This is a genomic window from Bradyrhizobium sp. USDA 223, assembly GCF_044909005.1.
Classification (GTDB): domain Bacteria; phylum Pseudomonadota; class Alphaproteobacteria; order Rhizobiales; family Xanthobacteraceae; genus Bradyrhizobium; species Bradyrhizobium yuanmingense.
The window spans coordinates 6,846,496-6,872,331 of the sequence record NZ_JBIYDR010000001.1 but is presented as its reverse complement, the minus strand read 5'-3'; the positions used below and the strand labels follow the sequence as shown (position 1 = coordinate 6,872,331).

At 65.0% G+C, this 25,836-nt stretch carries 21 protein-coding genes and 1 pseudogene; 8 read left to right on the top strand and 14 right to left on the bottom strand.

Features of this window, described 5'->3' with window-relative positions:
* Positions 1 to 15: 15 nt before the first annotated feature.
* Positions 16 to 445: pseudogene (locus tag ABIA40_RS31995) on the bottom strand (GFA family protein).
* A 94-nt stretch (positions 446 to 539) separates the two neighbouring features.
* Here ABIA40_RS31995 and ABIA40_RS31990 point away from each other — a divergent pair.
* The 3 genes from ABIA40_RS31990 to ABIA40_RS31980 all read left to right on the top strand — a co-directional run bounded on the left by ABIA40_RS31990 (position 540) and on the right by ABIA40_RS31980 (position 3,609).
* Positions 540 to 914, top strand: a complete 375-nt coding sequence (locus tag ABIA40_RS31990; RefSeq protein ID WP_404545235.1) for a nuclear transport factor 2 family protein — start codon at positions 540 to 542, stop codon at positions 912 to 914.
* A gap of 183 nt (positions 915 to 1,097) precedes the next feature.
* Complete coding sequence (bla, locus tag ABIA40_RS31985; protein ID WP_404545233.1) at positions 1,098 to 1,955, top strand: class A beta-lactamase; 858 nt, start codon at positions 1,098 to 1,100, stop codon at positions 1,953 to 1,955.
* A 46-nt stretch (positions 1,956 to 2,001) separates the two neighbouring features.
* A complete protein-coding gene (locus ABIA40_RS31980) occupies positions 2,002 to 3,609 on the top strand; it encodes a Na+/H+ antiporter (protein ID WP_271541729.1) in 1,608 nt (535 codons plus the stop codon).
* A 91-nt stretch (positions 3,610 to 3,700) separates the two neighbouring features.
* On the opposite strand, the gene ABIA40_RS31975 is transcribed toward ABIA40_RS31980, so the two are convergent.
* Positions 3,701 to 4,465, bottom strand: coding sequence for an N-acetylmuramoyl-L-alanine amidase (locus ABIA40_RS31975; RefSeq protein WP_404546409.1), 765 nt, complete (start codon positions 4,463 to 4,465; stop codon positions 3,701 to 3,703).
* A 441-nt stretch (positions 4,466 to 4,906) separates the two neighbouring features.
* Between ABIA40_RS31975 and ABIA40_RS31970 the strand changes: the two genes are divergently transcribed.
* Positions 4,907 to 5,662, top strand: coding sequence for an outer membrane protein (locus ABIA40_RS31970; protein ID WP_271541724.1), 756 nt, complete (start codon positions 4,907 to 4,909; stop codon positions 5,660 to 5,662).
* Between the two features lie 100 nt (positions 5,663 to 5,762).
* Here the strand turns inward: ABIA40_RS31970 and ABIA40_RS31965 are convergent, their stop codons facing one another.
* The 4 genes from ABIA40_RS31965 to ABIA40_RS31950 all read right to left on the bottom strand — a co-directional run bounded on the left by ABIA40_RS31965 (position 5,763) and on the right by ABIA40_RS31950 (position 9,589).
* The gene (locus ABIA40_RS31965; RefSeq protein WP_404545229.1) at positions 5,763 to 6,659 is read right to left on the bottom strand and encodes a TauD/TfdA dioxygenase family protein; all 897 of its coding nucleotides are present in this window, start codon (positions 6,657 to 6,659) and stop codon (positions 5,763 to 5,765) included.
* A 148-nt stretch (positions 6,660 to 6,807) separates the two neighbouring features.
* The gene (ispG, locus tag ABIA40_RS31960) at positions 6,808 to 8,091 is read right to left on the bottom strand and encodes a flavodoxin-dependent (E)-4-hydroxy-3-methylbut-2-enyl-diphosphate synthase (RefSeq protein ID WP_271541720.1); all 1,284 of its coding nucleotides are present in this window, start codon (positions 8,089 to 8,091) and stop codon (positions 6,808 to 6,810) included.
* A 13-nt stretch (positions 8,092 to 8,104) separates the two neighbouring features.
* Positions 8,105 to 9,058, bottom strand: coding sequence for a DMT family transporter (locus tag ABIA40_RS31955; protein WP_271541718.1), 954 nt, complete (start codon positions 9,056 to 9,058; stop codon positions 8,105 to 8,107).
* A 36-nt stretch (positions 9,059 to 9,094) separates the two neighbouring features.
* Positions 9,095 to 9,589, bottom strand: a complete 495-nt coding sequence (locus tag ABIA40_RS31950) for a Fur family transcriptional regulator (protein ID WP_404545227.1) — start codon at positions 9,587 to 9,589, stop codon at positions 9,095 to 9,097.
* Between the two features lie 156 nt (positions 9,590 to 9,745).
* Between ABIA40_RS31950 and ABIA40_RS31945 the strand changes: the two genes are divergently transcribed.
* The 3 genes from ABIA40_RS31945 to ABIA40_RS31935 are packed head-to-tail and all read left to right on the top strand — an operon-like array spanning position 9,746 to position 12,956.
* Positions 9,746 to 10,228 carry a MarR family winged helix-turn-helix transcriptional regulator gene (locus ABIA40_RS31945; RefSeq protein ID WP_157285353.1) on the top strand — a complete coding sequence of 161 codons (483 nt, stop codon included), beginning with the start codon at positions 9,746 to 9,748 and terminating at the stop codon, positions 10,226 to 10,228.
* Positions 10,221 to 11,384 carry an HlyD family secretion protein gene (locus tag ABIA40_RS31940; protein ID WP_404545225.1) on the top strand — a complete coding sequence of 388 codons (1,164 nt, stop codon included), beginning with the start codon at positions 10,221 to 10,223 and terminating at the stop codon, positions 11,382 to 11,384. The genes ABIA40_RS31945 and ABIA40_RS31940 overlap by 8 nt, the downstream gene beginning before the upstream one ends.
* A gap of 15 nt (positions 11,385 to 11,399) precedes the next feature.
* On the top strand, positions 11,400 to 12,956 hold the full coding sequence (locus ABIA40_RS31935; RefSeq protein ID WP_404545223.1) for an MDR family MFS transporter: 1,557 nt from the start codon (positions 11,400 to 11,402) through the stop codon (positions 12,954 to 12,956).
* Positions 12,957 to 13,086: 130 nt separating this feature from the next.
* Here the strand turns inward: ABIA40_RS31935 and ABIA40_RS31930 are convergent, their stop codons facing one another.
* The 6 genes from ABIA40_RS31930 to pcaF form a co-directional block, all read right to left on the bottom strand.
* On the bottom strand, positions 13,087 to 14,148 hold the full coding sequence (locus ABIA40_RS31930; RefSeq protein WP_404545221.1) for a phosphotransferase: 1,062 nt from the start codon (positions 14,146 to 14,148) through the stop codon (positions 13,087 to 13,089).
* Between the two features lie 70 nt (positions 14,149 to 14,218).
* Positions 14,219 to 15,907, bottom strand: coding sequence for a methyl-accepting chemotaxis protein (locus ABIA40_RS31925; RefSeq protein ID WP_404545220.1), 1,689 nt, complete (start codon positions 15,905 to 15,907; stop codon positions 14,219 to 14,221).
* 264 nt (positions 15,908 to 16,171) lie between these two features.
* Positions 16,172 to 16,774: a protocatechuate 3,4-dioxygenase subunit alpha gene (gene pcaG / locus ABIA40_RS31920; protein WP_271541708.1), complete on the bottom strand. Its 603-nt coding sequence runs from the start codon at positions 16,772 to 16,774 to the stop codon at positions 16,172 to 16,174.
* Positions 16,775 to 17,476, bottom strand: coding sequence for a protocatechuate 3,4-dioxygenase subunit beta (pcaH, locus tag ABIA40_RS31915; RefSeq protein WP_404545218.1), 702 nt, complete (start codon positions 17,474 to 17,476; stop codon positions 16,775 to 16,777). It lies immediately after the preceding gene.
* A 122-nt stretch (positions 17,477 to 17,598) separates the two neighbouring features.
* Entirely contained in the window at positions 17,599 to 18,492 is an 894-nt protein-coding gene (locus ABIA40_RS31910; protein WP_404545217.1) for a dioxygenase, read from the bottom strand.
* 209 nt (positions 18,493 to 18,701) lie between these two features.
* On the bottom strand, positions 18,702 to 19,910 hold the full coding sequence (gene pcaF, locus ABIA40_RS31905; RefSeq protein WP_404545215.1) for a 3-oxoadipyl-CoA thiolase: 1,209 nt from the start codon (positions 19,908 to 19,910) through the stop codon (positions 18,702 to 18,704).
* Between the two features lie 256 nt (positions 19,911 to 20,166).
* On the opposite strand from pcaF, the gene mutS reads away from it, so the two are divergent.
* On the top strand, positions 20,167 to 22,938 hold the full coding sequence (mutS, locus tag ABIA40_RS31900; protein ID WP_404545214.1) for a DNA mismatch repair protein MutS: 2,772 nt from the start codon (positions 20,167 to 20,169) through the stop codon (positions 22,936 to 22,938).
* 121 nt (positions 22,939 to 23,059) lie between these two features.
* On the opposite strand, the gene ABIA40_RS31895 is transcribed toward mutS, so the two are convergent.
* Together ABIA40_RS31895 and ABIA40_RS31890 are read right to left on the bottom strand one after the other, a co-directional pair.
* Positions 23,060 to 24,736, bottom strand: coding sequence for a PAS domain S-box protein (locus ABIA40_RS31895; protein WP_404545211.1), 1,677 nt, complete (start codon positions 24,734 to 24,736; stop codon positions 23,060 to 23,062).
* 251 nt (positions 24,737 to 24,987) lie between these two features.
* On the bottom strand, positions 24,988 to 25,788 hold the full coding sequence (locus tag ABIA40_RS31890; protein ID WP_404545210.1) for a hypothetical protein: 801 nt from the start codon (positions 25,786 to 25,788) through the stop codon (positions 24,988 to 24,990).
* Between the last annotated feature and the right edge of the window lie 48 nt (positions 25,789 to 25,836).

The following is a 25,836-nucleotide window of genomic DNA, read 5'->3' as shown; positions in this document are numbered from 1 at the left end:
GCGGACCGGGTTCCGTCAGACAACCCCGATGTGCTCCCGATATTGCGGCAGATCGTCCGCAATTTCATGCCAAGGCGCCTTCGAGCCGACGAAAATATGGGCGCTCGGCCGGATCGAGGGGGCATCGACCAGGGTTCCCATGGCGACGTGGACCCACTCTCCTTCCCGGACCCGGGAATAGAGCAGCGAGCCGCAGCGGCCACAATGCGCGTCATGGGTGGTGTCGTCGCCGAAAATCATCCGGAGGTCGCCACCCCCTGACAATACGAAGCCTGTCTTGCCGGATGCCGGCGAAGGGCTTGAAGGCGGCACCGGTGGTGCGCCGGCAGTTCGAGCAGTGGCAGTTCATCGCATAGGCGAACGCATCGGCCACCTCGAAGCGCACGGCGCGGCAAAAGCATTCGCCGACAAGAATGCGAGCGTTCGAATTTTCTGATTCTGTCATCGTGACGCCTTCGCGCAAATCGCTGACACACCCATAGCGCATTTCGACGTGTGCGACTAAGTTGGCCCGAAGCCATCATGCAAAGGAACGATCCATGAGCCAGGACCGGTCGAGCGTCGAAGCCGTCGTGCAATCCTATTTTGACGGACTTTACGAGGGCGACGCCGACAAGCTCGGCGCCATCTTCCATCCCTCCGCCGATCTGCGCTGGGTCGAAAAGGGCGAGCTCCAGGTTCTGACCGTGTCGGACTGGCTCGACCGCGTGCGCAAGCGCGCCTCGGCTAAGGCCGAAGGCAAGCCGCGCGAGGACTTCATCGTCACCATCGACCGTTCGGACGACAAGACCGCTTTCATCAAGGTGCGCTGCCAGCTGCCGCCGCGCTATTTCACCGATTATCTCGTGGCGATGAAGCTCGCCGACGGCTGGCAGATCGTGTCGAAGTCGTACCGATATGATTTGAGGGAGTGACGGGCGCCGTCCTGCTGCCCGAATTCGGACGCACTCGCTATCCAATTCTCCGTCATTGCGAACGCAGCGAAGCAATCCAGAATCTCACCGCGGAGACAGTCTGGATTGCTTCGCTGCGCTCGCAATGACGACGCGGATGCAGCGTCCGCTCCATCTCCCACCTCTGCTAGCCTGGAAATCACCATGCTTGTCGACCGCCGCTCCCTGCTCGCCTCATTCGCCTGGTTGGCCGCCTCTCCTGCGCTCGCCGGGGATGCCCCATCAGAATTCGAATCCTACGAGCGCGAGAGCGGCGGGCGGATCGGGCTCTATGCGGAGAATCTCGCAACCGGCAAGAAGCTCGCCTGGCGCGCCGACGAACGGTTCGTGATGTGCTCGACGTTCAAGGCTTCGCTCGCCGCCAACGTGCTGGCGCGGGTCGATCGCGGCGAGGAGCAACTCGCGGCCATGATCCGCTATGGCCAGGCAGATCTGCTGGAATACGCGCCGGTGGCGAGGGAAAATCTCGCGGCCGGCAAGATGTCGGTCGGCGAGATGTGCAAGGCCATCGTCGAGCTCAGCGACAACACCTGCGCCAATCTGCTGCTGGCGCGGATCGGCGGCCCCGCCGTGCTGACCGCATTCTGGCGGTCGCTCGGAGATACCACCTCGCGGCTCGACCACAACGAGCCCGAGCTCAACCGCTCGCAGCCCGGCGACCCCCGGGACACCACGACGCCGGCGGCGATGGCGGGAAATTTGCGCCGGCTGGTCACGGGCGAGGCGCTGTCGCCTGCTTCGCGGACCCTGCTCACCGACTGGATGGTGAACTGCAAGACCGGCGCAAACCGACTGCGTGGCGGACTCCCGGCAGGCTGGAAGATCGGCGACAAGACCGGCAACAACGGCAAGGACGCCTCGGGCGACATCGCGGTCGCCTGGCCGAAGCCGGATACGCCGATCCTGATCGCGGCCTATACCCAGGGCGGCACGCCGAACGCGACGCAGATCACATCCGCGTTCGCGCGGATTGGGCGGATGGTGGCCGAACGGCTGGCGTGAGCCGCGCATTGACCTAGCCGTCGCTTCCGGGTCAAGACAGACCATCATGGAAGCGAAGTTTCAGACCTTTCTCATCCTGCTTGCCGTGCTGGCAGGCGTGGCACTGGCCGCACGCCGCTTCAACGTCGCCCCTGCCATCCTGCTGATGCTGGCGGGCGTCGGCCTTGCTTTCGTGCCGGGCATGCCGACGGTGGAGCTGCCGCCGGAGCTGGTGCTGCTGGTGGTGCTGCCACCACTGATCTACTCGGCCAGCGTCGCGATGAGCTGGCGCGAATTCAAGAAGAACCTGCGTCCGATCGTGCTGCTCGCGGTCGGCGCCGTGATCTTCACCACGGCGATGGTGGCGGCCGCCACGCATTATATGATCGGCCTGCCCTGGACCGTCGGCTTCCTGCTCGGGGCCATCGTCGCGCCCCCCGACGTGGTGGCGCCGCTCGCGATCGCCCGCCGCCTGAACATGCCGCGCCGCATCCTGGTCGTGCTCGAGGGCGAAGGTCTCGCCAACGATGCCACCGCGCTGATCCTCTACCGCTTCGCGCTCGCCGCGATCCTCATCGGCCACTTCTCGCTGCCGCTCGCGGCCGGTGAATTCCTCCTCATCGTCGCCGGCGAGATCGCCTTCGGCATCGGCGTCGGCTGGCTCTCCTTGCGCCTTCGCAAATGGTCTGGAGATCCGCAGGTCGAGCTGACACTGTCACTGATCACGCCCTATGTCTCGTACTGGCTGCCCGAGCATGTCGGCGGCTCCGGCGTGATCGCAACCGTAGCCTGCGGGCTCTACGTCAGCTGGAACGGCCCATTGCTGATCTCCTCGGCGACGCGCCTGCAAGGCATCTTCTTCTGGGATCTCGTGATCTACCTGATCGAGGGCATGCTGTTCCTGCTCACCGGCTTCCAGATGCGCGCGCTCTACGAGAAATCGAAGACTTTTCCGCTCGACGACATTCTCATCGCAACTGCATTGGTCCTGGTGATCGTCGTGATCGCGCGTTTTGCCTGGCTCTATCCCGCAACTTATCTGCCGCGAATGCTCTCCAGGTCGCTGCGCGAGCGCGATCCGTCGCCGCCATGGCAATGGCCGTTCGTGCTCGCCTTTACCGGCGTGCGCGGCGCGGTGTCGCTCGCCGCCGCGCTGGCGCTGCCGTTCACGCTGCCGAACGGCGAAGCGTTTCCGTATCGCGACCTGATCCTGTTCGTCGCGTTCGGTGTCATCTTCGTGACGCTGATCGGCGTCGGCCTGACGCTGCCGCCGATCGTGCGGTGGCTCGGCGTCGCCGAGGCCGGTCGTCACGAGCATGCTACCGAGCACGAAGCGGAGATCGCCGCGCGCCGTCAGGCGCTGGAGGCCGCGCTGAAATCGCTCGATGCGCTCACTGCGGAGAAAGCGGTTTCCGACGAGGTGATGCGGCTAATGCGCGCCCGCCACGACATCCGCCTCAACCAGCTCCCAGACTCGCTCAATCCCAACCGTCACGACGTCTCCGCCGCCGGCACCGCTCTGACCCGCGACCTGATCGCCGCCGAGCGCAAGTTCATCCACAACCTGCTGCGCGACGGCCAAATCACCGACGAGACGCGCCGGCGGATCGAGCGCGATCTGGATCTGGAGGAGGCGAGCCTGGCGAATAGGGAATATCGCGGCGGGCCGCTGTAGCTTCCTCGTCATTGCGAGCGCAGCGAACCAATCCAGACTGCCGCCGCGGAAAGACTCTGGATTGCTTCGCTGCGCTCGCAATGACGACTCCTTACCGCTTCTCGCAAAACTCCCTCATCGCAGCCGCAACGGCGCCCGCGACAGTCTCCTGCCGCTCCGGCGAGTTCATCTCCATTTCCTCGTCGCGATTGATGATCGAGCCGGCCTCGAGCAGCACGGCGGCGCTGCGCGTGCGCGACAGCACGACCAGCCCGTCATAGCGGTAGACGCCGACGTCCTTGTCGAGCAGCTGGCGGCGGTAGCGGCCCATCACCGGCAGGGTGTACTGGCTCGCATAGTGCAGGCCCTGCTGCTTCAATTGCCGGCCGATCATCCGGGCCAGCATCAGGCTGGTGGCGAAGTGCGGATTCTGCCGCGATACGAATAGCGAATGGCCCGAAAAGCGATCGCTGAAATAGCTCTTTGCGCCGTCGAATTCCCAGGTCTCGAGCAGCTTGTCCGGCACCGAATCATGATGGACCGACAGAAACAGATCGGCGCGGCCTTCATTCGCAGCACCGACGCGCTTGAACAGGCTCGGCCGTGCCTTGCCATCGGTGACGAGGAGGCGGGTTGCGGCAAAGCCTTCGGATTTGAGCTTGGCCGTGATGAGCCGTGCGAGGCGGAAGTTGTAGCCGAACTCCGGATCGTTGCGGGCGCTGAGCGCACCGTAGGAGTCCGGGGTGTGGCCGACATCGACGACGATCCGGAATTTGGGCGTCTCACACCTGAACGAAGGTGAGGGTTTCGGCCCAAGTTTCGCACTCTTTCGCGCGATAGCAGCCTCGCCGGCCTCGACGAATGCAAGCGATGACATAACGATCGAGGCGACCAGCGCGACGATGACGCTCCGTAGGTGCCTCAAGCGCTACTCCGCTGCTGCTCACGCATGCCGGTGCCGGCACGGCTTTCGGTGAGGAAGTTGAAGTCCCCCGGCACGAAGCACGCCCCGATCTTCGAAGGTGCTTTTTGCTCTTGATCAACTTGACGCAGGGAGGTCCGAGCGTCAACGCGCCGTCTGACCCCAGGACGCCCTGTCTTGGCGATCAGGCCGGCCATCGCGCGAGCAACCAACTATTTGAGAAAAAATGAAAATCCCGATTGTGTCGCCGCGCGATGCGGCACTGGCAATCGCGCGGTTCGCGCGCTCGTGGAGATTGTCGGCGACTGTTGCGGCGGAGCGACGGACGAATGCGCAATTAGGCGGTATTTAGGGCGGGTTGAATTCGAATCGTCCATTGAATGTCTACGGGGTCAAATGAAGAAACTCGCATTCGCAACCGCCTCTCTGATGGTGCTGTTCACAGGCACTGCTTCGGCCGCTGACCTTGCAGCCCGCCCCTACACCAAGGCACCCGCAATCGCTCCCATCTACGACTGGAGCGGCTTCTACGTCGGCATCAACGGCGGTGGCGGCTGGGCCGACAAGTGCTGGAACATCTACAACGATGCCGGCTTCACCGTTGCGCCGCCCTTCCGGGAAGGCTGTCACGATGCGAGTGGCGCCACCGTCGGTGGTCAGATCGGCTATCGCTGGCAGGCCACCAATTGGGTGTTCGGTGTTGAGGCGCAGGGCAACTGGGCCGACTTCACCGGCTCCAATTCCAGCTTGTTCTACGGCAATTTCACCAACCGCTCCAAGGTTGATGCGCTCGGCCTATTCACCGGCCAGGTCGGCTACAGCTGGAACAACGTTCTCTGGTACGTGAAGGGCGGCGCCGCGGTCACCCGCGACAAGTACGAGGGCGTGACCACCAGCACCGGCGAGGTGTTTGATCGCGCCACCGAGACCCGCTGGGGCGGCGTCGTGGGTACCGGCATCGAATACGGTTTCGCGCCGAACTGGTCGCTGGCGCTCGAATACGATCACCTGTTCATGGGCCATCGCGACATCACCTTTAGCTCGTCGATCGTTCCGGGGGTCACGCGCGGTGATACGATCCGCCAGGATGTCGACATCGTCACCGCCCGCATCAATTACCGCTTCGGTGGTCCGATCGCCGCCAAGTACTGACTTTGGCCGTTCTTCGACAAACGAAGCCCCGGTCTCGCGTCCGGGGCTTTCCTTTTGCGCGAAGCCGACTGATTGATATTGGTCTCCCGAGCCCGGCCCATTACACCGGCCGCTCCCCCTTCACCGTCACGCGCGTGCCGGAACGCGTATGCGGCCAGTAGTCCCACATCGCGCGGTGCTGGGTGCAGCGGTTGTCCCAGAACGCGATCGCGTTCTCGGTCCAGCGGAAGCGGCACTGGAACAGCGGGTTTTCGGCGTGCTGGTAGAGATAGGCGAGCATCGCATCGCTCTCGTCGCGCGGGATGCCGTTGATGTGGCGGGTGAAGCCGCGGTTGACGTAGAGCGCCTTCTTAGCCGTGACCGGATGCGTGCGCACGACGGGATGCTCGGCATGGGGATAGGAGGGACGATCGGCAACGCCATAATTGGCATAGAGCCCGCGATAGATCGGCTCGCCGTCGTGCAGCGCCGTCAAGCCGTCGAGATAGGCCTTCATGCGCTCCGAGAGCGCCTCATAGGCCGCATACATGTTGGCGAACAGCGTGTCCCCGCCGCGCGGCGGGCATTGCTTGATGTAGAGGATCGAGCCCATTGGCGGCTCGAGATCGCAGGACACGTCGGAGTGCCAGCCCTCGCCATTGGCGCGCGGCGAGTTCTTGTCCGCATAGATCTTCATCAAGGCGGGGTCTTCGTCCTCGTGGGGGGCTGCGGGATGAAAATGCAACTCGCCGAACTTGCGGCCGAAGGCGAGATGCTGCTGCGGCGTGATGTGCTGGTCGCGGAAGAAGATGACGAGGTTCTCGGCCAGCGCACGGTGGATCTCGTCCATCTGCCGGTTGGAGCGGGCATCGCCATCGACGAGCTTGCCGATACCGACGCCACTGATTTCCGCGCCGATGATGGGCGTGAGCTTCTCGACGGCGATGGTCTCGTAGGGCGCGCCGCCTTCAGCGGTGTGGCGATAGCGCGGGCCCTGCTTGCCGGCGAGTGAGCTCATGGCGTGTCTCCCGATCGTTCTTGATTGGGAGCCATCGTAGCAATGTAGGGCGGGTTAGCGAAGCGTAACCCGCCACTTCGCGTCCGCAAAAAATAAGGCGGGTTATGCTGCGCTAACCCGTCCTACGATTCCGATGTTGAAGAGATGCTTACTCCGCCGCAGGCGCCGGCACCTTGGCGCCTTGGCCGTAGCGCTGGTCGATGTAGTCGATCACCAGCGCCTTGAAGTCGGCGGAGATGGTCGGGCCGCGCAGCGTGCGGAACTTCTTGCCGTCGACGAAGACGGGCGCGGCCGGCGCTTCGCCGGTGCCGGGCAGCGAGATGCCGATATTGGCGTGCTTGGACTCGCCGGGGCCGTTGACGATGCAGCCCATCACCGCGACGTTGAGCTCCTCGACACCGGGGTATTTGGTCTTCCAGGTCGGCATCTCGTCGCGGATGAAATCCTGGATCGAGCGGGCCAGTTCTTGGAACGTGGTCGAGGTGGTGCGGCCGCAGCCGGGGCAGGCCGCAACCAGCGGCACGAAGGTGCGGAAGCCCATGGTCTGCAAGAGCTCCTGGCCGACCTGCACCTCGCGGGTGCGGTCGCCGCCGGGCTCGGGCGTCAGCGAGATGCGGATGGTGTCGCCGATGCCCTGCTGCAGGAGGATGCCGAGCGCGGCCGAGGACGCCACGATGCCCTTCGAGCCCATGCCGGCTTCGGTGAGACCGAGATGGATGGCGTAGTCCGAACGCGCCGCAAGATCCTGGTAGACCGCGATCAGATCCTGCACCGCAGAGACTTTCGCGGAGAGGATGATGCGGTCCTTGGGCATGCCGAGCTCTTCGGCGCGCGCGGCCGAGAGCAGCGCCGACTGCACCATGGCCTCGCGCGTCACCGCGCGCACGTCGCGCGGGTTGGGCGAGGCCGCGTTCTCGTCCATCAGCTTGGTCAAGAGCTCCTGGTCGAGCGAGCCCCAATTGGCGCCGATGCGCACCGGCTTGTTGTTCTTGTTCGCGATCTCGATGATGTCGGCGAACTGGGTGTCGCGCTTGTCCTTGAAGCCGACATTGCCGGGATTGATGCGGTATTTGGCCAATGCTTCCGCGCAGGCCGGATAGGCCGCGAGCAGCTTGTGCCCGATATAATGGAAGTCGCCGATCAGCGGCGTATTGATGCCGCGCTTGGCGAGGCCATCGCGGATGTACGGAACGGCGGCCGCGGCTTCCTCGCGGTCCACGGTGATGCGGACCATTTCGGAGCCGGCGCGCGCGAGCGCTGCGACCTGGGCGATGGTGCTTTCGACATCGGCGGTGTCGGTGTTGGTCATCGACTGCACGACGATCGGCGCACCGCCGCCCACAGCGACGTTGCCGACCTTGACCTGGGTGGTCCGGTGCCGGGGCGCCGGGCCCGCAATGTCTGAATCGAGAGGGTTTTCGAGCTTGTTCATGGCGGTCCAAATATCAGGTTTTGGTGACGTTCAGCAATGCATCACGCGGCGCCGCAGCCGATGGGCTGGGACGGTTAACCAGGAAAAGCCCAGCAATTACAAGGACCGCTGCGGCCCCGAATGTCAGGCTGAGGGTGTCGTGCATGATGAAATAGCTACCCACCACGCCAAACAAAGGGGTGATGAAGGTAAAAGCGGACAATTTGCTGGCCGAATAGGCCTTCACCAGCGCGAACCAAAGCGTGAACGTGGTTCCCACCACCCAGATCGCCTGGAACGCCATCAGGCCGAGCGATAGCGGGCTCGGCGTGTGGGTGATGGATTCGCCGAACAGCCAGGCCGCGGTCCCGAGGATGGGGATCGAGGTCGCGACCTGGTAGCCCAGCGCCTTCTCGGGGGCGGCGAAGCGCAGACGGGTGCTCTTGGCGACCAGCGTCGTCGCGGCCCACAGCGCGGCGCCGCCGACAATCATGAGATCGCCGAGCAGGACATGCGAATCGACATTGGGCTGCGGCACGCCGATCGCAAGCGCGACACCGGCAAAGCTGATGGCGAGGCCCAGCCATTGCGAGGCGCCAAGTCGTTCGCCGAGCACCTGATAGGAGCCGAGCGCCACGAAGAACGGCGCGGTGTAGAGGAACACCACCGCACGGGAAGCAGACGTGAAGTGCAGCCCCTGGAAGATCAACACGAATTCGATGCCGAACATCAGCCCGGCGAACAGGCCCGGCTTCCAGGTGCCGTCACGCTCGAAGAACTTGACGCCACGAAAGGTGCCGATGATGAACAGCACCGGCAGCGCGCCCATCGAGCGGATGGTGGCCTGAAGCATCGGCGGGATGTCCGGCAGCACCAGCTTCACCGCGATCTGGTTGAACCCCCAGGTCAGGCACAGCATGAGCATCAGGGCGATGGCGCCGGCACTGAGGGGACGACCGGCGGACGGTATGGCTTGAGGTGCGGACATTTCTTTCCAAGAATCCGGCTTTGCGCCGTTATTGCTTCAAGACATTTTCTGACAATGCGTGCAGACGCCCGTGATCTCCACCACAGACAGCTTTGGCGCGAAGCCTGAGCTGCGCGCGGCGGCGTTGAGGTCCTTGGCGAAGGACGCCGAGGGAATCTCGCCGACCAGACCGCAGCGCTCGCAGATCAGGAACGCCACCGCCGAGGTCGAATCGTGGTCGTGGGCTGCGCAAGCGAGATAGGCGTTGCGGCTTTCGATGCGATGCACGAGGCCGTTGGCCATCAGGAAATCGAGCGCACGATAGATCGTGATCGGTGCCGGCCGCGCCATCGATTTGGCAAGCTCGTCGATGATTTCGTAGGCGCCGAGCGGGCGGTGGCTGGAGAGCAAAGCACCCAGCACCTGGCGGCGGATCGGCGTGAATTTCTGCGCGCGCTGCTGGCAGACCACCTCGGCATGCGCAAGCGCGTCCGCGGTGCAGCGGCCGTGATCATGGTCGGGCGCGGGGAATGCCGGCTTTGCGAGGCTCATGTCGCCGTCTTCTAGCATTTCGGCCGGGGAACCCAAAGCACGACGAGCCGCCCGGCTGCCAGCCATGCTCCTCCCGCGGGACAGCACCGCGCCACCGGTCCGTGAAATAATCATAAGCTTGCTTATTATATGCAAAGCTTATTGGAGACGACGCTCATGACGCGCGGGTCGGTCGACCAGAATTTCCTGTTCACGCTCGGTGAGCTCTATCGCCTCTTGCGCGTCTATGCCGACAAGGAGGCCTCGCGCTTCGGCATCACCCGGGCACAATGGGCAGTGCTGGCCAAGGTGGAGCGCAGCGAGGGGATGAAGCAGTCCGAGCTCGCCGAGCTGCTGGAGATGCAGCCGATCACGCTGACGCGGCTGATCGACAAGCTCTGCGACAACGACTGGATCGAGCGCCGCAGCGACGCTTCGGACCGCCGGGTCAAGCGCCTGTATCTCAAGAAGGCCGGACGGCAATTGCTCGGCCGCATGAGTGGCCTGAAGTCGGAGCTGACGGCGAACGCGCTCGACGGCATCAATCCGGCGGATGCGCACCGCCTCCTCACCCAACTCGAAACCATCAAGGAAAACGTGCGAACCGCGATCCAGACATCCGGCACGGAGCAAGCACGCAAGGAGCAGCGCCATGGCTGATCAGGTCATCAAGTTCCAGCCCGAGCCGAAGAGCGACAGCGGCAAGCCGACCAAGAAGGCCGGCACCGAACCGCGCCGCCGCCTGCTGGCGGGCCTGCGCCGCTATCGCCGATTCCTGCTCCTGGTCGTGCTGCCGGTCATTGTCGCCATCGGAGGCGTCACCTTCTACCTGCATGGAGGCCGCTATGTCGGCACCGACGATGCCTATGTCGGCGCACAGAAGGTGTTGGTGACGCCCGACATCTCCGGCAAGATCCTGAAAGTGATCGTGAAGGAAGGCCAGTCAGTCAAGCGGGGCGACGAACTGTTCGAGATCGACCCTGTTCCGTTCCGCCTCGCGGTCGAGGAGGCCAAGGCGCAGCTCGCGCAGGCGCGCACGACCTATGACAACCTCGTCGCCAACATCAAGATCTATGGCGACATGCTGGGCCTCGCCCAGCAGGGCATCGATCTGAAGCAGCGCGACGTCGAGCGCAAGCAGGCGCTGGTGAAGAACAATTTCGGCTCCCAGCTCGATCTCGACAACGCCTCCAATGCACTAGTCACCGCCGGGGCGCAGGCGCAGTACATCAAGCAGCAGCTCTCCAACGCAAAGACCCAGTTGCTCGGCAACCCTGATCTGCCGCTCGAGCAATTCCCGCCCTACGCTCAGGCGAAAGCCAAGCTGGATGACGCGCAGCGCAACCTCGACCATACCGTCTTGCGCGCGCCGATGGATGGTGTAGCGACCCAGGTCGAGCAGATTCAGCTCGGCCGCTATGTCCCCGCCGGCACGCCGGTGTTCTCCATCATCGACGTCGCCCATCCCTGGGTCGATGCCAATCCGAAGGAGAGCGACCTCACCTATGTCACCGAAGGCCAGGCGGTCACGCTCGAGGTTGACGCGTTCCCCAACCATGTCTTCAAGGGCAAGATCGGCTCGCTCTCGCCCGGCACCGGCGCGCAATTCGCGATCCTGCCGCCGCAGAACGCCATGGGCAATTTCGTCAAGGTGGTGCAGCGCGTCCCGATCCGCATCTATTTCGACGAGAACGACAAATATGTGCGGAAGCTGAAAGCCGGCATGAGCGTCTACGCCACCATCGACACCGGACACAAGCGAACGCTCGCCGGCCTGCTCGGCCTGTCCGCGACCGCGGGCCAGGATCAAGAATAAGCAAGGACTGGCGCGATGTCCGGCCCCAATGCCAGCCTGATGGTCCCCGGCCTGCGCCGGAACATGGTGACGATCTGCGCCATGACCGCGACCATCATGCAGGCGCTGGACACCACCATCGCCAACGTCGCGCTGCCCTACATGCAGGGCACGCTGTCGGCCTCGCAGGACCAGATCAACTGGGTGCTGACCTCCTACATCGTCGCCGCCGCGATCATGACGGCGCCGGTCGGCTGGATCGCCAACCGCTTCGGCCGCAAGCGCATCTTCATCATCTGCTCGGCCGGCTTCACCATGGCGTCGGTGCTGTGCGGCCTCGCGCAGGACATCAACCAGATGGTGCTGTTCCGCCTGCTGCAGGGCATGTTCGGCGCGGCGCTGGTGCCGCTGTCACAATCGGTCATGCTCGACTATTACACGCTCCAGGAACGCGCCAAGGCGATGTCGATCTGGGGCATGGGCGTGATGATGGGCCCGATCATGGGCCCCTCACTCGGGGCTTGGCTCACCGAGACCTATTCCTGGCACTGGGTCTTCTTCGTCAATCTGCCGTTCGGCGCCATCACCGTGCTCGGGCTGATCGTCTTCATGGACGAGACCGAGAAGAACCTCAGCCTCAGATTCGACTGGTTCGGTTTCGCCGCGCTGGCGGTTGCGATCGGCGCGCTGCAGCTCGCGCTCGACCGCGGCGAGCAATTGGGCTGGCTGGAATCGAACGAGATCCTCGCCGAGTTCATCGTCTCGGCCGTCGCGTTGTACTTCTTCCTCGCGCATTCCTTCACGACCTCGACCCCCTTCATCCGCTTCGCCCTGTTCCGCGACCGCAACTTCGTCACCGGCTGCCTGTTCATGATCGTGATGGGGCTCGTGCTGTTCTCGACCATGGCGCTCGCCTCGCCCTACATGCAGAACGTGATCGGCTATCCCATCATCACCGCCGGCCTGCTGCTGGCGACCCGCGGCATCGGCACCTTCTTCGCCATGATGCTGGTCGGCCGCATGATGCGTCATATCGAGGCGCGCACGCTGATCATCTGCGGCCTGACGCTGACGGCGGGCTCGCTGTTCCAGATGACCGGCTGGACCGATCTGACCCAGGTGCCGGAGATCGTCACCGTCAGCGTCATCCAGGGCTTTGGCTTCGGCCTCGTCTTCGTGCCGCTCTCGACCGTGGCGTTCCTGACGCTGTCGAACGAGCTGCGCACCGACGGCACCGCGATGCTGACCCTGGTGCGCAACGTCGCGAGCTCGGTCGGCATTTCCGTCGTCATCGCCGAGCTGTCGCAGGGCACGCGGCGGACCTATGCGATCCTCTCCGAGCACGTCAATCCGTTCAACCACGCGCTGCAGATGCCTGGTGTCAGCGGCCTGATCAATTTGTCCACCGACGCCGGCCGCGCCATGGCCGACCGGATGGTCAGCGTGCAGGCGCAGATCATCGCTTTCGCGCACGACTACCAGCTGGTGATGCTCTTCATCCTCTGCACCATCCCGCTCGCTCTGCTGATCGGCTCGACCAAGGCCACGCTGCGCAAGCAGGCGGCGGGGCCGGAGCATGCGGTGATGGAGTAGTTATCGGACTTTGGCGCTTCACACCGTCATTGCGAGCGCAGCGAAGCAATCCAGATTGTATCCGCGAAAACACCCTGGATTGCTTCGTCGCAAGCGCTCCTCGCAATGACGACTTGCCACACGATCAGCGCTACAACAGCTCCTCGCAGCCCAAATCGTCCACGGCCGCAAACGCCCGTTCCAGATTGTTCCACCAGATCAGCGGCGGGATGTTGATGCTCCACTGCCAGACCGGCCGCGTGATCTGCCAGAGCACCGCCCAGCGGTAGTCGCGATCGAGCGCGCCGCGGGTGTAGCCGCTGATGCCGCTCTCGACCAGCGTGTCGTGGTAGAGATTGAGCAGCAGCCGTTCGAGCGCCTGCCGGCGTTCCGGATACCAATGCATCGCCATCATGTAGGCGAGGTCGTGGGTCGGAATGTCGATGCTCCAAAGGTCGAAATCAAAGATGCGCACGGTGTCATCGACGCCCGTGCGCGGCAGCAGGAAATTCCAGACATGGGCGTCGCCATGCGTGATGCTGAGGTGGCGGCGTGCATGGTAACGCTGGGACAGCCGCTCCGACTGGTCGATCAGCCGACGGTAGAGGATCCGCCGCTCTTCGCTGAGGCGATCGCCGAGAAGATCGGCAAAGCGATCGTAAAGCCCCGCGAACGTCTCCATGCGTTGCGCGCGGTCCTCCACGCTCGCCCAGGTGCCGACGGTGTCGCCGAGGCTCGGATGGTCCCACCAGGCTGCATGCCAGCGCGCCAGCGTCGTGACGATGGCGAACGTCTGCTCGCGCGACGGCGGCACCGGCCAGGTGGTCGCGATCTCGTGGCTGTCGGTGAGATCTTCCAGCAGCAGATGCCAGGCGAAGCTGTCCTCGTCGAAATGCCCGTCAAAGCAGCGCGGGACGAGTCCCGGCGGCATCTGCGGCACCAGCTGCGTGTAATAGCCCACCTCGCGCCGGCCGCCATTGGCGAGGCGCTTGGCGAAAGCGGCATTGGGCGTCTTGAGGATCAGCGACTGCGGAGCACCGGCGGATTCGCCGACATAGCGCACCCCAAGCCTGACGATATGCGACACCACGGTGTCGCGTTGATGCAGCACCTTTACCTCGCGGACGGCGCCTGCATCCAGCGCGCCGCCCCGGCGCAGCGCGGCCGTCAGTCGGGCGGGCTCAACTACCGCCAGCAATTGTGGAGATGTCATGAACCACGATGCCCCTGTCCCCCGTCATACTGCACGATCACATGCCCGGGCACCAGCGGCTGCCGCCGGCTCAGGCTGCTTCGGTCGAGTCGCGCACCGTCCGCACGACGATCGCACGCAGTTGATCGAGATTGGCCGTCATCCCGGCGATCGCCTGCCTCACATCCGCGGCGCGCTGGTTGACGGAGGCGGCATCGCGGCTGACGTCGCCGATCTTGGCCGAGACCTCCTGTGCGGCGGAGGCCGATTCGGAAATCGACCGCGTGATCTCCCGGGTCGCGGCATCCTGCTGTTCCATCGCGGCAGCGACCGAAGTCGCCACGCCGTCGATCTCGATGATGTGGCCTCCCATGGCCTCGACGGCGTCGACCGCGGCCTGCGTCGAGGCCTGGATCTCGGCAATCAGCCGCCCGATCTCCTCGGTGGATTTGGCGGTCTGGTCGGACAGGGATTTCACTTCGGCGGCAACAACCGCAAAGCCGCGGCCGGCCTCGCCGGCGCGCGCCGCCTCGATCGTCGCGTTGAGCGCCAGCAGGTTGGTCTGGCCTGCGATGCCGCCGATGAGGTCGGAGACCTCCGCGATCTTCTTCACCGATCCGGCCAGCGCCTGAATGGTCGAACGCGCCTGCTCGCGGCCGGCGACCGCCGATTTGGTGACGGTGCTGGTCCGCGCGACCTGGCTCGTGATCTCGCGGATCGAGGCGCTCAGTTCTTCGGCCGCAGCCGAGACGGCCTGCGAACTGCCGAGCGCCTGCGTCGAGGCCGCCGCCACCGCCTGCGACTGCGCAGAGAGCGACTTTGCGATCTCAGAGAGGCCGGAAGCGGCTTGCTCCACGCCCTGCGTCGCCGCAGTCGCGGTATCGACCGAGCGGCCGGTCTCGCGTTCGACCGTTTCGGCCATCTGATGCAGGGCGGAGCGCTTGGCGAGCGCCGCCGCCTGCTCCTGCCGCAACTGCTCCTCGCGCAGACGGGAGTTCTCGACCGCCGCCTGCTTGAACACCACAAGCGCGCCCGCCATCGAGCCGACCTCGTCCTGGCGCTGGGCGAACGGAATGTCGGCGGCGAGATCGCCGGTCGCGAGCTTCTGCATCGTGTCCGTCATGCGCACGATCGGGCGCACCACGCCGAGGGCCACACCCAGCAGGCCGGCGGTGACGAAGGCGAGAACGGCGATGGAGACGCCGAGGAGGATATAGAGCATCGCGCTGTCGCGGTCCGCGGCCAGCTTCTCCATGGCGGCATTCCGCTTGTTGGCACTCTCGACGATGCTGTCGATGACGGCGCGATGCGCGGTATAGGCCTCCTTGAGCTGCGCATAGACGCGCTCGGAGGCCGCCGCGTCCTTGGCCTTGAGGGCGGGCAGAAGCTGATCCGACGCCTTCCAGAATTTCTGCACCTCCGCATCGGATTTCGACACCAGCGCGGTCTTGAGGTCGGCCGAAAGGCTGGAGGAGACCCAGAACGCCTTGCGCTCGTCGTAGTCCTTGCGGAGCTGCACCAGACGTTCGCCGTGGGCCGCCAGCTGGTCCGGCTCGCGCATGGCCAGCGTCGCCTCGAGATAGGCTTCGATGATGTATTCGGGCGGCGGTAGGATGTCGGCGATGAGGTCGTTGCCGAGCTTGATGTCGGAATAGAGCGGACCGCCGACCTTGAGCTCTTTTAGGGCGTACAGGCTGGTCGAAACAACGGCGGCGAAACCAATGGCGAGAACGACGCCAAACGCGACGATCGCAGAGGACAAGGACAGACGAAATTTCATGAAACAATCCAGGTCGGCGTCGAAACTGCGGCCATCCTAGACGACTACGGTAAATACGGGATTGATTCGCGCCGGAATTGTATTTCACGAACCCCGCATGAATACGGGGAAATGGACATCAAGGCATCGGTATTGAGTCAGCGAGGCTGACGCACAACCGCGCAAAATCAACGTTCGAGTCTGATGCGGCAACGCAGCACCGGCTCCGATGCGCCGAATGAGATATGTGTGCCGAGGAGCAGGCCTCCCCGGCACGCCCTGCCCTCATACGTCGAAGAACACCGTCTCGTTGTCGCCCTGCAGGTGCAGGTCGAGCCGGTAGACCGGCTTGCCGGCCTCGCGGACCGCAGTGATCGTGGCGCGGCGATCGGCAGGCACCAGCGCCAGCACGGGATCGGCGGCGTTGCCGGCCTCGTCGTTGAAATAGATGCGGGTGTAGAGATGCCTGAGCATGCCGCGGCCAAACACCGCAAGCAGGATGTGCGGCGCCTGCGGCTTGCCCTCGGGATCCGGCACAACGCCCGGCCTGATGGTCTCGAAAGAATAGTTGCCGTCCTTGTCGGTGCCACAGCGGGCAAAGCCGCGGAAGCTCGCATTCGGCAGCGCGCGCTTGTCCTGGGGATCGGCGAATCGGCCCTGCGCATCCGCCTGCCAGATCTCCAGCATGCAATCGGGGACGGCCACGCCGTCGCCATCGAACACCCGGCCCTCGATGCGGATGCGATCGCCGGTGACATCGGGCGTCAGCGTCGAGTTTGTGAACGCGTCGTTCCAGGCGTACTCGCCGGTCGGCGTCAGGCCGTATTTGAAGAAGGGACCGACCGTCTGCGATGGGGTGATCCCGTCGGGCTTCGCGGACTCTTGCACTTAATGGTTCTCCATGGGGGTGGCGTCCTTGCCGCGCAGCACGATGTCGAAGCGGTAGCACAGCGCCCATTCGGGCTGGGTATTCTCCAAGTCGAACGACGAGACCATCCGCGCCCGCGCCTTCTCGTCCGGCACCGAGTTGAAGATCGGGTCGAACGGGAACAAGGGATCGTTCGGGAAATACATCTGCGTCACGAGGCGCGTGACGAAGGAATGGCCGAACACCGACAGATGGATGTGCGCAGGCCGCCAGGCGTTGTGGTGATTGCCCCAGGGATAGGCGCCGGGCTTGATGGTGACGAAGCGATAATAGCCGGACGCATCGCTCACGGTGCGGCCCGCGCCGGTGAAATTCGGATCGAGCGGCGCCGGATGCTGATCACGGACGTGGACATAACGGCCGCAGGAATTAGCCTGCCAGATCTCGACGAGCGAGTTCGGCACGCCGCGGCCGTCCTCGTCGCGCACATGGCCATGCACGATGATGCGCTCGCCGAGCGGCTCGCCCACGTGCTGGCGGGTGAGGTCGTTGTCGCCCGCGCGCACGGTCTCGTGGCCGTAGACCGGCCCGGTCAGCTCCGACAGCGTATGGGGCATCGGGATCAAGGGCTTGTGCGGCGCGCGCTTGATCGAGCTCTTGTAGTCGGGCGACAGCGGCAGCGGATGCGCCGCGTTGCTGCCGGTGGGATAGATGAATGTCATTGGCGAACTCCTCCCCGGCCATCATGGTCCGGCCGGTCAACGCTTTCGCCAATCATTATAGGATATAACTAATTTGGGAAAGCCGGTTTAGCGGCGTTCCTGCGCATGGCCGCCGGCCGCTCCTACCTGATCGGCGCGCGTGGAAGCACCGCCTCTCCGGCCTCGAGCCGGTAGGCATGGTCGAGCGAATACCAGGGCACGGAGGCGTCCTTCGCCGTCGGATGCGGCGTGTCGTGGCGCACGAACTTGCCGATCAGCGCCTGTGTCACACCGAACTGCACGTCGCTGTCGATATGGGGGTCGCTGGGATCATAGACCTGCGAGATCAGCACCTTGAATCCGGGCTTGAAGATCAGGGCATGCAGATGCGCGGGACGATAGGGGTGGCGGGCCTGCGCCGCGAGCAGGCGGCCGACGACACCATCGGTCGGAATGGGATAGCCGACCATCATCACTGACCGGAAGGAAAAGCGCCCGTCGGAATCTGTCGTGAACTTGCCGCGCAGGTTCATGTCGGCCTGCTCGGGGTCCTGGTTCTCGTAAAGGCCGACCGGCGAGGCGTGCCAGACATCGACCTCGGCACCGGCGACCGGACGGCCGTCCTTATCGACGACGCGGCCGCGGACGAACAGCGTGGCGCCCGGTGTTTCCGAGCGCACGATGGATCCGCCATTCTCGACCCGGGGCGAATTCAACCGCCAGAACGGCCCGAGCAATGAGTGATCGGTCTCCGTATTGCCCTGATCGCCGTTGTTGAGCAGGCACACCAGCGAGGAAACGCCAAGCGACCCCGCCATCAGCACGACTTCGTTATGCGTATCGGTGGTCAGCTTGCCGAGCTCGGCCACGATTGCCGTGGCATCGCGGAACTCCTTCTCGGTCAGCCTGACATCGCGGACGAAGGCGTGCAAATGCTTGACCAGGGAGACCATGATATCGCGCAGCCGCGGATCGGATGTCCGCTCCATCACCGCCAGGGCCGCGGCCGTGACGTCCTTCTCGCGCTCGATGATCACAGGTTATTTCCTCCCTGTCTTTCCGGGACGCGAGAGAATTGAGCGAGCCCGGGCTCTTCGCCTCTCCCCGCTTGCGGGGAGAGGCCGGAATTTGCGACAGCAAATTCCGGGTGAGGGGGGCTCTCCGCGAGTCCAACTGTCACCGTCCTTGCGGAGACTCCCCCTCACCCCAACCCTCTCCCCGCAAGCGGGGAGAGGGAAGAGAGAGTTCAATTCAGCTTTTCGATCGCAACCGCGACGCCCTGGCCGACGCCGACGCACATGGTGGCGAGCGCCAGCTTGCCGCCGCGCTTCTCCATGCCGTGCACGGCTGTGAGCGCGAGGCGGGCGCCGCTCATGCCGAGCGGATGGCCAAGCGCGATGGCGCCGCCATGCGGATTGACGAAATCGGCGTCATCGGCGACGCCGAGCTGGCGCATGCAGGCGATGCCTTGCGAAGCGAAAGCTTCGTTCAGCTCGATCAGGTCGAAATCGCTGATCTTCTTGCCGAGGCGCTCCATCAGCTTGCGGGTCGCGGGCACCGGGCCGATACCCATGATCCGCGGCGGCACGCCGGCCGACGCAAGACCGAGGATGCGGGCCCGCGGGGTCAGGCCGTGCTTCTTAACTGCGGCTTCCGAGGCCAGGATCATGGCGGCGGCGCCGTCATTGACGCCGGAGGCGTTGCCGGCGGTCACAGTGCCAGGATTGCGCACAATCGGCTTCAACTTGGCGAGACCTTCCAGCGTGGTCTCGGGGCGCGGATGCTCGTCCTTGTCGATGGTGATCGGGCCGGCCTTGCCGCCGGGAATGGTGATGGGCGTGATTTCTTCCGCGAAATAGCCGGCTGCGATCGCAGCGCCTGCGCGCTGCTGCGAGCGGATGGCGAAGGCGTCCTGATCGGCGCGCGAGACCTGGAACTCCTCGGCGACGTTCTCGCCGGTCTCCGGCATGGCGTCGACGCCGTACTGCGCCTTCAGCAGCGGATTGATGAAGCGCCAGCCGATCGTGGTGTCGAAGATCTCGGCCGAGCGCGAGAAGGCTTCCTGCGCCTTGCCCATCACGAACGGCGCGCGGGTCATCGACTCGACGCCGCCGGCAATGGCGAACTCAATCTCGCCGGAACGGATGGCGCGGCCCGCGGCGCCGACCGCATCGAGGCCCGAGGCACAAAGCCGGTTCAGGGTCTGGCCGGGAACCGAATCCGGCAGGCCCGCCAGCAGCAGCGCCATGCGCGCGACGTTGCGATTGTCCTCGCCGGCCTGGTTGGCGCAGCCGAAGAACACTTCGTCCACCTGCGCCCAGTCGAGCTTGGGGTGCTTGGCCATCAGCGCCTTGATCGGGGCGGCGGCGAGATCGTCGGCACGCACCTTGGCGAGCGAGCCGCCGAAACGGCCGATCGGGGTCCGCACGGCATCGCAGATAAAGACGTCACGCATCGTTGTTCTCCCTGAATGCCGCGATCCGGCCAAATTCTTCAACGTCGGCGGAGTTTTAGGAGGGCGCCCGCGGCAGGTCAATTGACGGTTTCGCGGGGCAGCCGTCATTCCGGGGCGTGCCATTTGGCGCGAACGCGAAATGACGACCGAGAATGTGGCAGCACCTCGCGTCCCCACTGCGGACAACGTGGAAAACCTCGCCGCTCCGGCCAAAGCGATAGGAGCAAGTGGCGAAATTTTGTAGGTTGCGCCGCCCATGACGATGCAACAGCCGATACAAGTTCCGCCCGCCGACGACACGCCCGCGCCGCAGGCCGAGACTGCCGCGCGCGTCACGCCGATGATGGAGCAGTATCTGGAGATCAAGGCAGCTCATCAGGGCTTGCTGCTGTTCTACCGGATGGGCGACTTTTACGAGCTGTTCTTCGAGGACGCCGAGATCGCCTCGAGGACGCTCGGCATCGTCCTGACCAAGCGCGGCAAGCACCAGGGCGCGGATATCCCGATGTGCGGCGTGCCGGTCGAGCGCTCAGAGGATTATCTGCATCGTCTCATCAGCGCCGGGCATCGGGTCGCGGTCTGCGAGCAGACCGAGGATCCCGCGGCTGCGAAAGCGCGCGGCAACAAGAGCGTGGTGCGCCGCGGCGTGGTGCGGCTGGTGACGCCGGGCACGCTGACCGAGGACACGCTGCTCGATGCGCGTGCCAACAATTACCTGCTGGCGATCGCGCGGGCACGCTCCTCCGCCGGCGGCGACCGCTTCGGCCTTGCCTGGATCGACATCTCGACGGCCGAATTCATGGTCACCGAGGTCTCGGGTAGCGAGCTCGCCGCGACGCTGGCGCGCATCAACCCGAACGAGGCGATCGTCACGGACGCCCTCTACAGCGACAACGAGCTCGGCCAGACCTTGCGCGAGCTGCCGGCGGTGACGCCGCTGACCCGCGACGTCTTCGACGGCGCCACCGCCGAGAAGCGGCTGTGCGACTATTTTGCCGTCGCGACCATGGACGGGCTCGCGCAGCTGACGCGCCTGGAAGCCACCGCCGCGGCCGCCGCCGTCACCTATGTCGACCGCACCCAGGTCGGTAAGCATCCGCCGCTGTCGCCGCCCGCGCGTGAGGCCTCGGGCGCGACCATGGCGATCGACCCGGCGACGCGCGCCAATCTCGAGCTGACGCGCACGCTCGCCGGCGAACGCCGCGGCTCGTTGCTGGATGCGATCGACTGCACCGTGACCTCGGCAGGCTCCCGCCTGCTGGCGCAGCGTCTGGCGGCGCCGCTGACCGATGCGCCGGCGATCGCCCGCCGGTTAGATGCGGTCAGCGCCTTCGTGGCCGATTCCGCCGCGCGCGAGGACATCCGCAGCATCCTGCGCGGCGCGCCCGACATGTCGCGCGCTCTGGCACGGCTCTCGGTCGGCCGCGGCGGGCCGCGCGACCTCGCCGGCATCCGCGACGGCATCATCGCCGCCGACCAGGTGCTGACGCGGCTCTCCGAAATGGATCGGCCGCCGCAGGAAATCGCGGCGGTGATGGCGGCGCTGCAGCGGCCGTCGCGCGCGCTTGCTGCCGAGTTCGCCAGCGCGCTCGACGAGCAGCTGCCGCTGATCAAGCGCGACGGCGGCTTCGTGCGCCAGGGCTACGAGCCGGCGCTGGACGAAGCGCGCAACCTGCGTGATGCCTCACGTCTGGTCGTGGCCTCGATGCAGGCCCGTTACGCCGACCAAACCGGCGTCAAGGGCCTCAAGATCCGGCACAACAACGTGCTCGGCTATTTCGTCGAGGTTACCGCCCAGCACGGCGACAAGCTGATGTCGCCGCCGCTGAACGCGACCTTCATCCATCGCCAGACGCTGGCGGGACAGGTGCGCTTCACCACCGCCGAGTTAGGAGAGATCGAGGCCAAGATCGCCAATGCCGGCGACCGCGCGCTCGGCCTCGAGCTCGAGATCTTCGAGCGGCTCTGCGCCAAGGCGCTCGCGATCAGCGACGATCTGCGCGCCGCGGCGCAAGGTTTTGCGCTGCTCGACGTCGCGACCTCGCTGGCCAAGCTCGCCGTCGACGAGAATTACGTGCGACCGGAGGTGGACGATTCCCTCGGCTTTGCGATCGAGGCCGGCCGCCATCCCGTGGTCGAGCAGGCCCTGAAGCGCAACGGCGAGCCGTTCATCGCCAATGCCTGCGACCTCTCTCCCGTACCTCAACCCTACCCTCCCCCGCAGGCGGGGGAGGGTAGGGTGGGGGCAGGCCAGCTCTGGCTGCTCACCGGTCCCAACATGGCCGGTAAATCGACCTTCCTGCGCCAGAACGCGCTGATCGCCTTGATGGCCCAGATCGGCAGCTTCGTGCCGGCGACGCGCGCGCGGATCGGCATCGTCGACCGCCTGTTCTCGCGCGTCGGCGCCGCCGACGATCTCGCCCGCGGCCGCTCCACCTTCATGGTGGAGATGGTCGAGACCGCGGCGATCCTGAACCAGGCCGGCGAGCGCTCGCTCGTCATCCTCGATGAGATCGGCCGCGGCACCGCGACCTTCGACGGCCTCTCGATCGCCTGGGCCGCGATCGAGCATCTGCACGAGAGCAACCGCTGCCGAACCTTGTTCGCGACGCATTATCACGAGCTGACCGCGCTCGCGGCGAAACTGCCGCGGATGTTCAACGCCACGGTGCGGGTGAAGGAATGGCAGGGCAACGTCGTGTTCCTGCACGAGGTGCTGCCGGGCTCGGCCGACCGCTCCTACGGCATCCAGGTGGCGAAACTCGCCGGCCTGCCGCCGGCGGTGATCACGCGCGCCAAATCGGTGCTGTCGAAGCTGGAAGCGCAGGACCGCGGCCAGACCGCGCGAGCCCTGGTGGACGATCTGCCGCTGTTCGCTGTCCCTTCGCGCGCCGCCACTGAAGCCGCGCCGCCGAGCGAAGCGGAGCTGCTGATGGAGGCGGTGAAGGCGCTGCACCCCGACGAGATGTCGCCGCGCGAGGCGCTGGATGCGCTGTATGCGCTGAAGGCGAAGCTGCCGAAGCAGTGATGATGCCGGAGGGTGGGCAAAGCGGAGCGTGCCCACCGCTCCCTGAAGCGATCGGGGAGATATGGTGGGCACGGCGCGCAAAGAGCGCACCTTTGGCCCACCCTACAATTCCGAGCCCGGCCTAGCCCCTCGCCGCGATCGCGGCGGCTTCCGCGGCGGCGCGCTGCATGCTGGTCGACATCTCGTTGGTCACCGTGCTCTGCTCCTCGATCGCGGCGGCGGTCGAGGTCACGTACTCGCTGACATTGTTGATCGCCTGCTTGATCGAGCCGAGCGCGCTGACGACGTCGCCGGAGATGCTGTTGAGGCTGCCGATCTCCTGGCCGATCTTGTCGGTCGCCTGCTTGGCCTGGTTGGCGAGGCTCTTGACTTCGGACGCCACCACGGCAAAGCCGCGCCCGGCCTCACCGGCGCGAGCGGACTCGATCGTGGCATTCAGCGCGAGCAGGTTGATCTGCCCCGTGATGTTGTTGATCATCTCGACGATGCCGCTCATCGCCTGCGCGGCCTCGGTGAGGCGCTGGGCCTGCGCGTCGGCGGCGCCGACCTGCTCGACCGCGCTCATCGCGGTCTCGCGCGACTTGGTCATGGCCTCGGAGATCTCCCGCACCGAGGCGTTGAGCTCCTCCGAGCCGGCGGCGACCGATTCCATCATGCCGCGCACGCGCTCATTGCCCATGCGGACCAGGACCTGCTTGGTGACGTCGGTGGCGTATTTGACGACCTTGAACGGCTTGCCGTTGAGGTCGAGGATCGGATTGTAGGAGGCCTGGATGTAGACCTCCTTGCCGCCCTTGCCGATGCGCTTGTATTCGGCCGCCTGATACTGGCCGCGATTGAGCGCCGCCCAGAACTCGCGATAGCCGGCGCCGTCGCGCTCGGAGGGCTCGACGAACATGCTGTGGTGGCGGCCCTTGATCTCGGCCAGCGAATAGCCGAGCGCGCCGAGGAAGTTGGCATTGGCGGTGATGATCGTGCCGTCCATGTTGAACTCGATCACGGCCTGGGCCTTGTCGATCGCCGCGATCTGGCCGGCGAGATCGGCATTCTTCAGCTTCTCCGCAGTGACGTCGGTCGCGAACTTGACCACGCCGTACGGCTTGCCGTTTTCGTCGAGCAACGGATTGTAGGAGGCGAGGATCCAGACCTCGCGGCCGCCCTTGCCGATGCGCTTGAACTCGCCCGCCTGGTATTCGCCGCGGTTGAGCGCGGCCCAGAATTCGCGATAGGGCGGGCTGTTTCGATCGGCCTCGGCCACGAACAGGCTGTGATGCTTGCCCTTGATCTCGTCGAACGAATAGCCGAGCGCCTTGCAGAAATTCTCGTTGGCCGAGACGATGGTGCCGTCGAGCTTGAACTCGATGACGGCCTGGGCGCGGCCGATCGCAGCGATCTTGGAGGCGTCCGTCATGCTGCGGATCTTCTTCTCGGTGATGTCGGTCGCAATCTTGGCGACCATCACCGTCTTGCCGTTGCCGTCGAGCACCGGATTGTAGGATGCCTCGATCCAGACCTCGCGGCCGTCTTTCGCGATCCGCTTGAACTCGCGCGCCTGATACTCGCCACGGTTCAATGCAGCCCAGAATGCCTTGTACTCGGCGCTGTCGCGCTGGTCGGCCGGCACGAACATCGAGTGATGCTTGCCCTGGATCTCCTCAAGCCGGTAGCCGAGTGCGTCGAGAAAATTCTTGTTGGCCGTGACGATCGTCCCATCAAGATTGAATTCGATCATCGCCTGCGATCGGCCGATGGCATCGAGCCGCGCTTGTGCATCAGTGTTGGACTTGCGACCGAACATTCAAGTATCTCCTCGACGAGAAATCATTTGCATGGCGTGCGCAGCGTCGCGCTCGCGCTCGAGCCTTTCGGCTCGACGTTCACAACTTTTCGTACTGGTGGAACTGTAGCCCTCAACGGCGCCGTCTCTACGGACAACGAGCAAGTGTAGGGTCAAGACACGAAGATTAAATTAACGACACTATCGGAAACCCGCCGTCAAACACCGCGGAACTACCGGCTAGAGCCCGCAAAAAATCCTGGACACAATGCTTACGTTTCGATGCGCAGCCTTCTGCGTCCACGCCACCACAGCATCAGGTTCCACACCACGCAGGTTGCAAGCGCGAGCGAAAAACCTACCGCCAATCCAAATTTCACGACCGCTACGTGCATCACCGCAATCGCCATGCCAAAGCCGAGCAGGCCCCAGGCGGAGTTGGCGAGCACGGCGGCGGTCGGCGGTCCGCCGATGCGCGGGTGCAGGATGACCATGATGCTGGAGAACACCACGGGAAAGAGTGCGATGATGCCGCTGACGCGCGGGCCGACCCAGCTCGATGTCGAGACCACGATAGCGACGAGGGTCGCAACCAGCGCAGCGCGCATCGGCACATCGTACCAGCGGCGCGTCACCAGCGGCATCTTCGCATGGCGATAGCGCGCGAGCAGTGGAATGCAGATGCCGAATGCGATCAGATTGGCGGCCAGCCCCGCCGCGAGCGACCAGTCGAACTGGCGGATGATCGAGGCCATCCCGATCCATACCGCGAAAGCGCTTCCGCAACTCACCACGAGAGTGTGCCGCTGCGATAGCACAACGTAAGTGAGGCACATCAAGATCGTCGCCGCATTGACCGGCAGGCTCGCCAGCGCGCCCTGCGCGACGAACGCGGCGTCATGATCGATCGCAAGGAAGACGTAGGACGGCCCGGCCGAGACCGGCAGGGTCGCGATCAGCGCGCCGATCACCGGTCCCGAGCGTTCGGTGATGATCGACGCCGTCACCACGAACGCCGCCGCGATCGCCATGCGCAGGAGCAGGAAGAGCAGGAAGTGGAGGTCGAGGGACATTTCTATCTGTCATTCCGGGGCGCGCGAAGCGCGAGCTCCGGTGCGCAA

Coding starts and splice junctions, on each gene's coding strand:
- ABIA40_RS31890 (WP_404545210.1), bottom strand. CDS start 25,788: ATGTCCCTCGACCTCCACTTCCTGCTCTTCCTGCTCCTGCGCATGGCG.
- ABIA40_RS31895 (WP_404545211.1), bottom strand. CDS start 24,736: ATGTTCGGTCGCAAGTCCAACACTGATGCACAAGCGCGGCTCGATGCC.
- ABIA40_RS31975 (WP_404546409.1), bottom strand. CDS start 4,465: ATGTCATCGCTTGCATTCGTCGAGGCCGGCGAGGCTGCTATCGCGCGA.
- ABIA40_RS31965 (WP_404545229.1), bottom strand. CDS start 6,659: ATGAGCTCACTCGCCGGCAAGCAGGGCCCGCGCTATCGCCACACCGCT.
- ABIA40_RS31945 (WP_157285353.1), top strand. CDS start 9,746: ATGACGCGCGGGTCGGTCGACCAGAATTTCCTGTTCACGCTCGGTGAG.
- pcaH (WP_404545218.1), bottom strand. CDS start 17,476: ATGACATTCATCTATCCCACCGGCAGCAACGCGGCGCATCCGCTGCCG.
- ABIA40_RS31980 (WP_271541729.1), top strand. CDS start 2,002: ATGGAAGCGAAGTTTCAGACCTTTCTCATCCTGCTTGCCGTGCTGGCA.
- ispG (WP_271541720.1), bottom strand. CDS start 8,091: ATGAACAAGCTCGAAAACCCTCTCGATTCAGACATTGCGGGCCCGGCG.
- bla (WP_404545233.1), top strand. CDS start 1,098: ATGCTTGTCGACCGCCGCTCCCTGCTCGCCTCATTCGCCTGGTTGGCC.
- ABIA40_RS31930 (WP_404545221.1), bottom strand. CDS start 14,148: ATGACATCTCCACAATTGCTGGCGGTAGTTGAGCCCGCCCGACTGACG.
- pcaF (WP_404545215.1), bottom strand. CDS start 19,910: ATGCGTGACGTCTTTATCTGCGATGCCGTGCGGACCCCGATCGGCCGT.
- ABIA40_RS31990 (WP_404545235.1), top strand. CDS start 540: ATGAGCCAGGACCGGTCGAGCGTCGAAGCCGTCGTGCAATCCTATTTT.
- ABIA40_RS31940 (WP_404545225.1), top strand. CDS start 10,221: ATGGCTGATCAGGTCATCAAGTTCCAGCCCGAGCCGAAGAGCGACAGC.
- mutS (WP_404545214.1), top strand. CDS start 20,167: ATGACGATGCAACAGCCGATACAAGTTCCGCCCGCCGACGACACGCCC.
- ABIA40_RS31950 (WP_404545227.1), bottom strand. CDS start 9,589: ATGAGCCTCGCAAAGCCGGCATTCCCCGCGCCCGACCATGATCACGGC.
- ABIA40_RS31925 (WP_404545220.1), bottom strand. CDS start 15,907: ATGAAATTTCGTCTGTCCTTGTCCTCTGCGATCGTCGCGTTTGGCGTC.
- ABIA40_RS31935 (WP_404545223.1), top strand. CDS start 11,400: ATGTCCGGCCCCAATGCCAGCCTGATGGTCCCCGGCCTGCGCCGGAAC.
- ABIA40_RS31970 (WP_271541724.1), top strand. CDS start 4,907: ATGAAGAAACTCGCATTCGCAACCGCCTCTCTGATGGTGCTGTTCACA.
- ABIA40_RS31955 (WP_271541718.1), bottom strand. CDS start 9,058: ATGTCCGCACCTCAAGCCATACCGTCCGCCGGTCGTCCCCTCAGTGCC.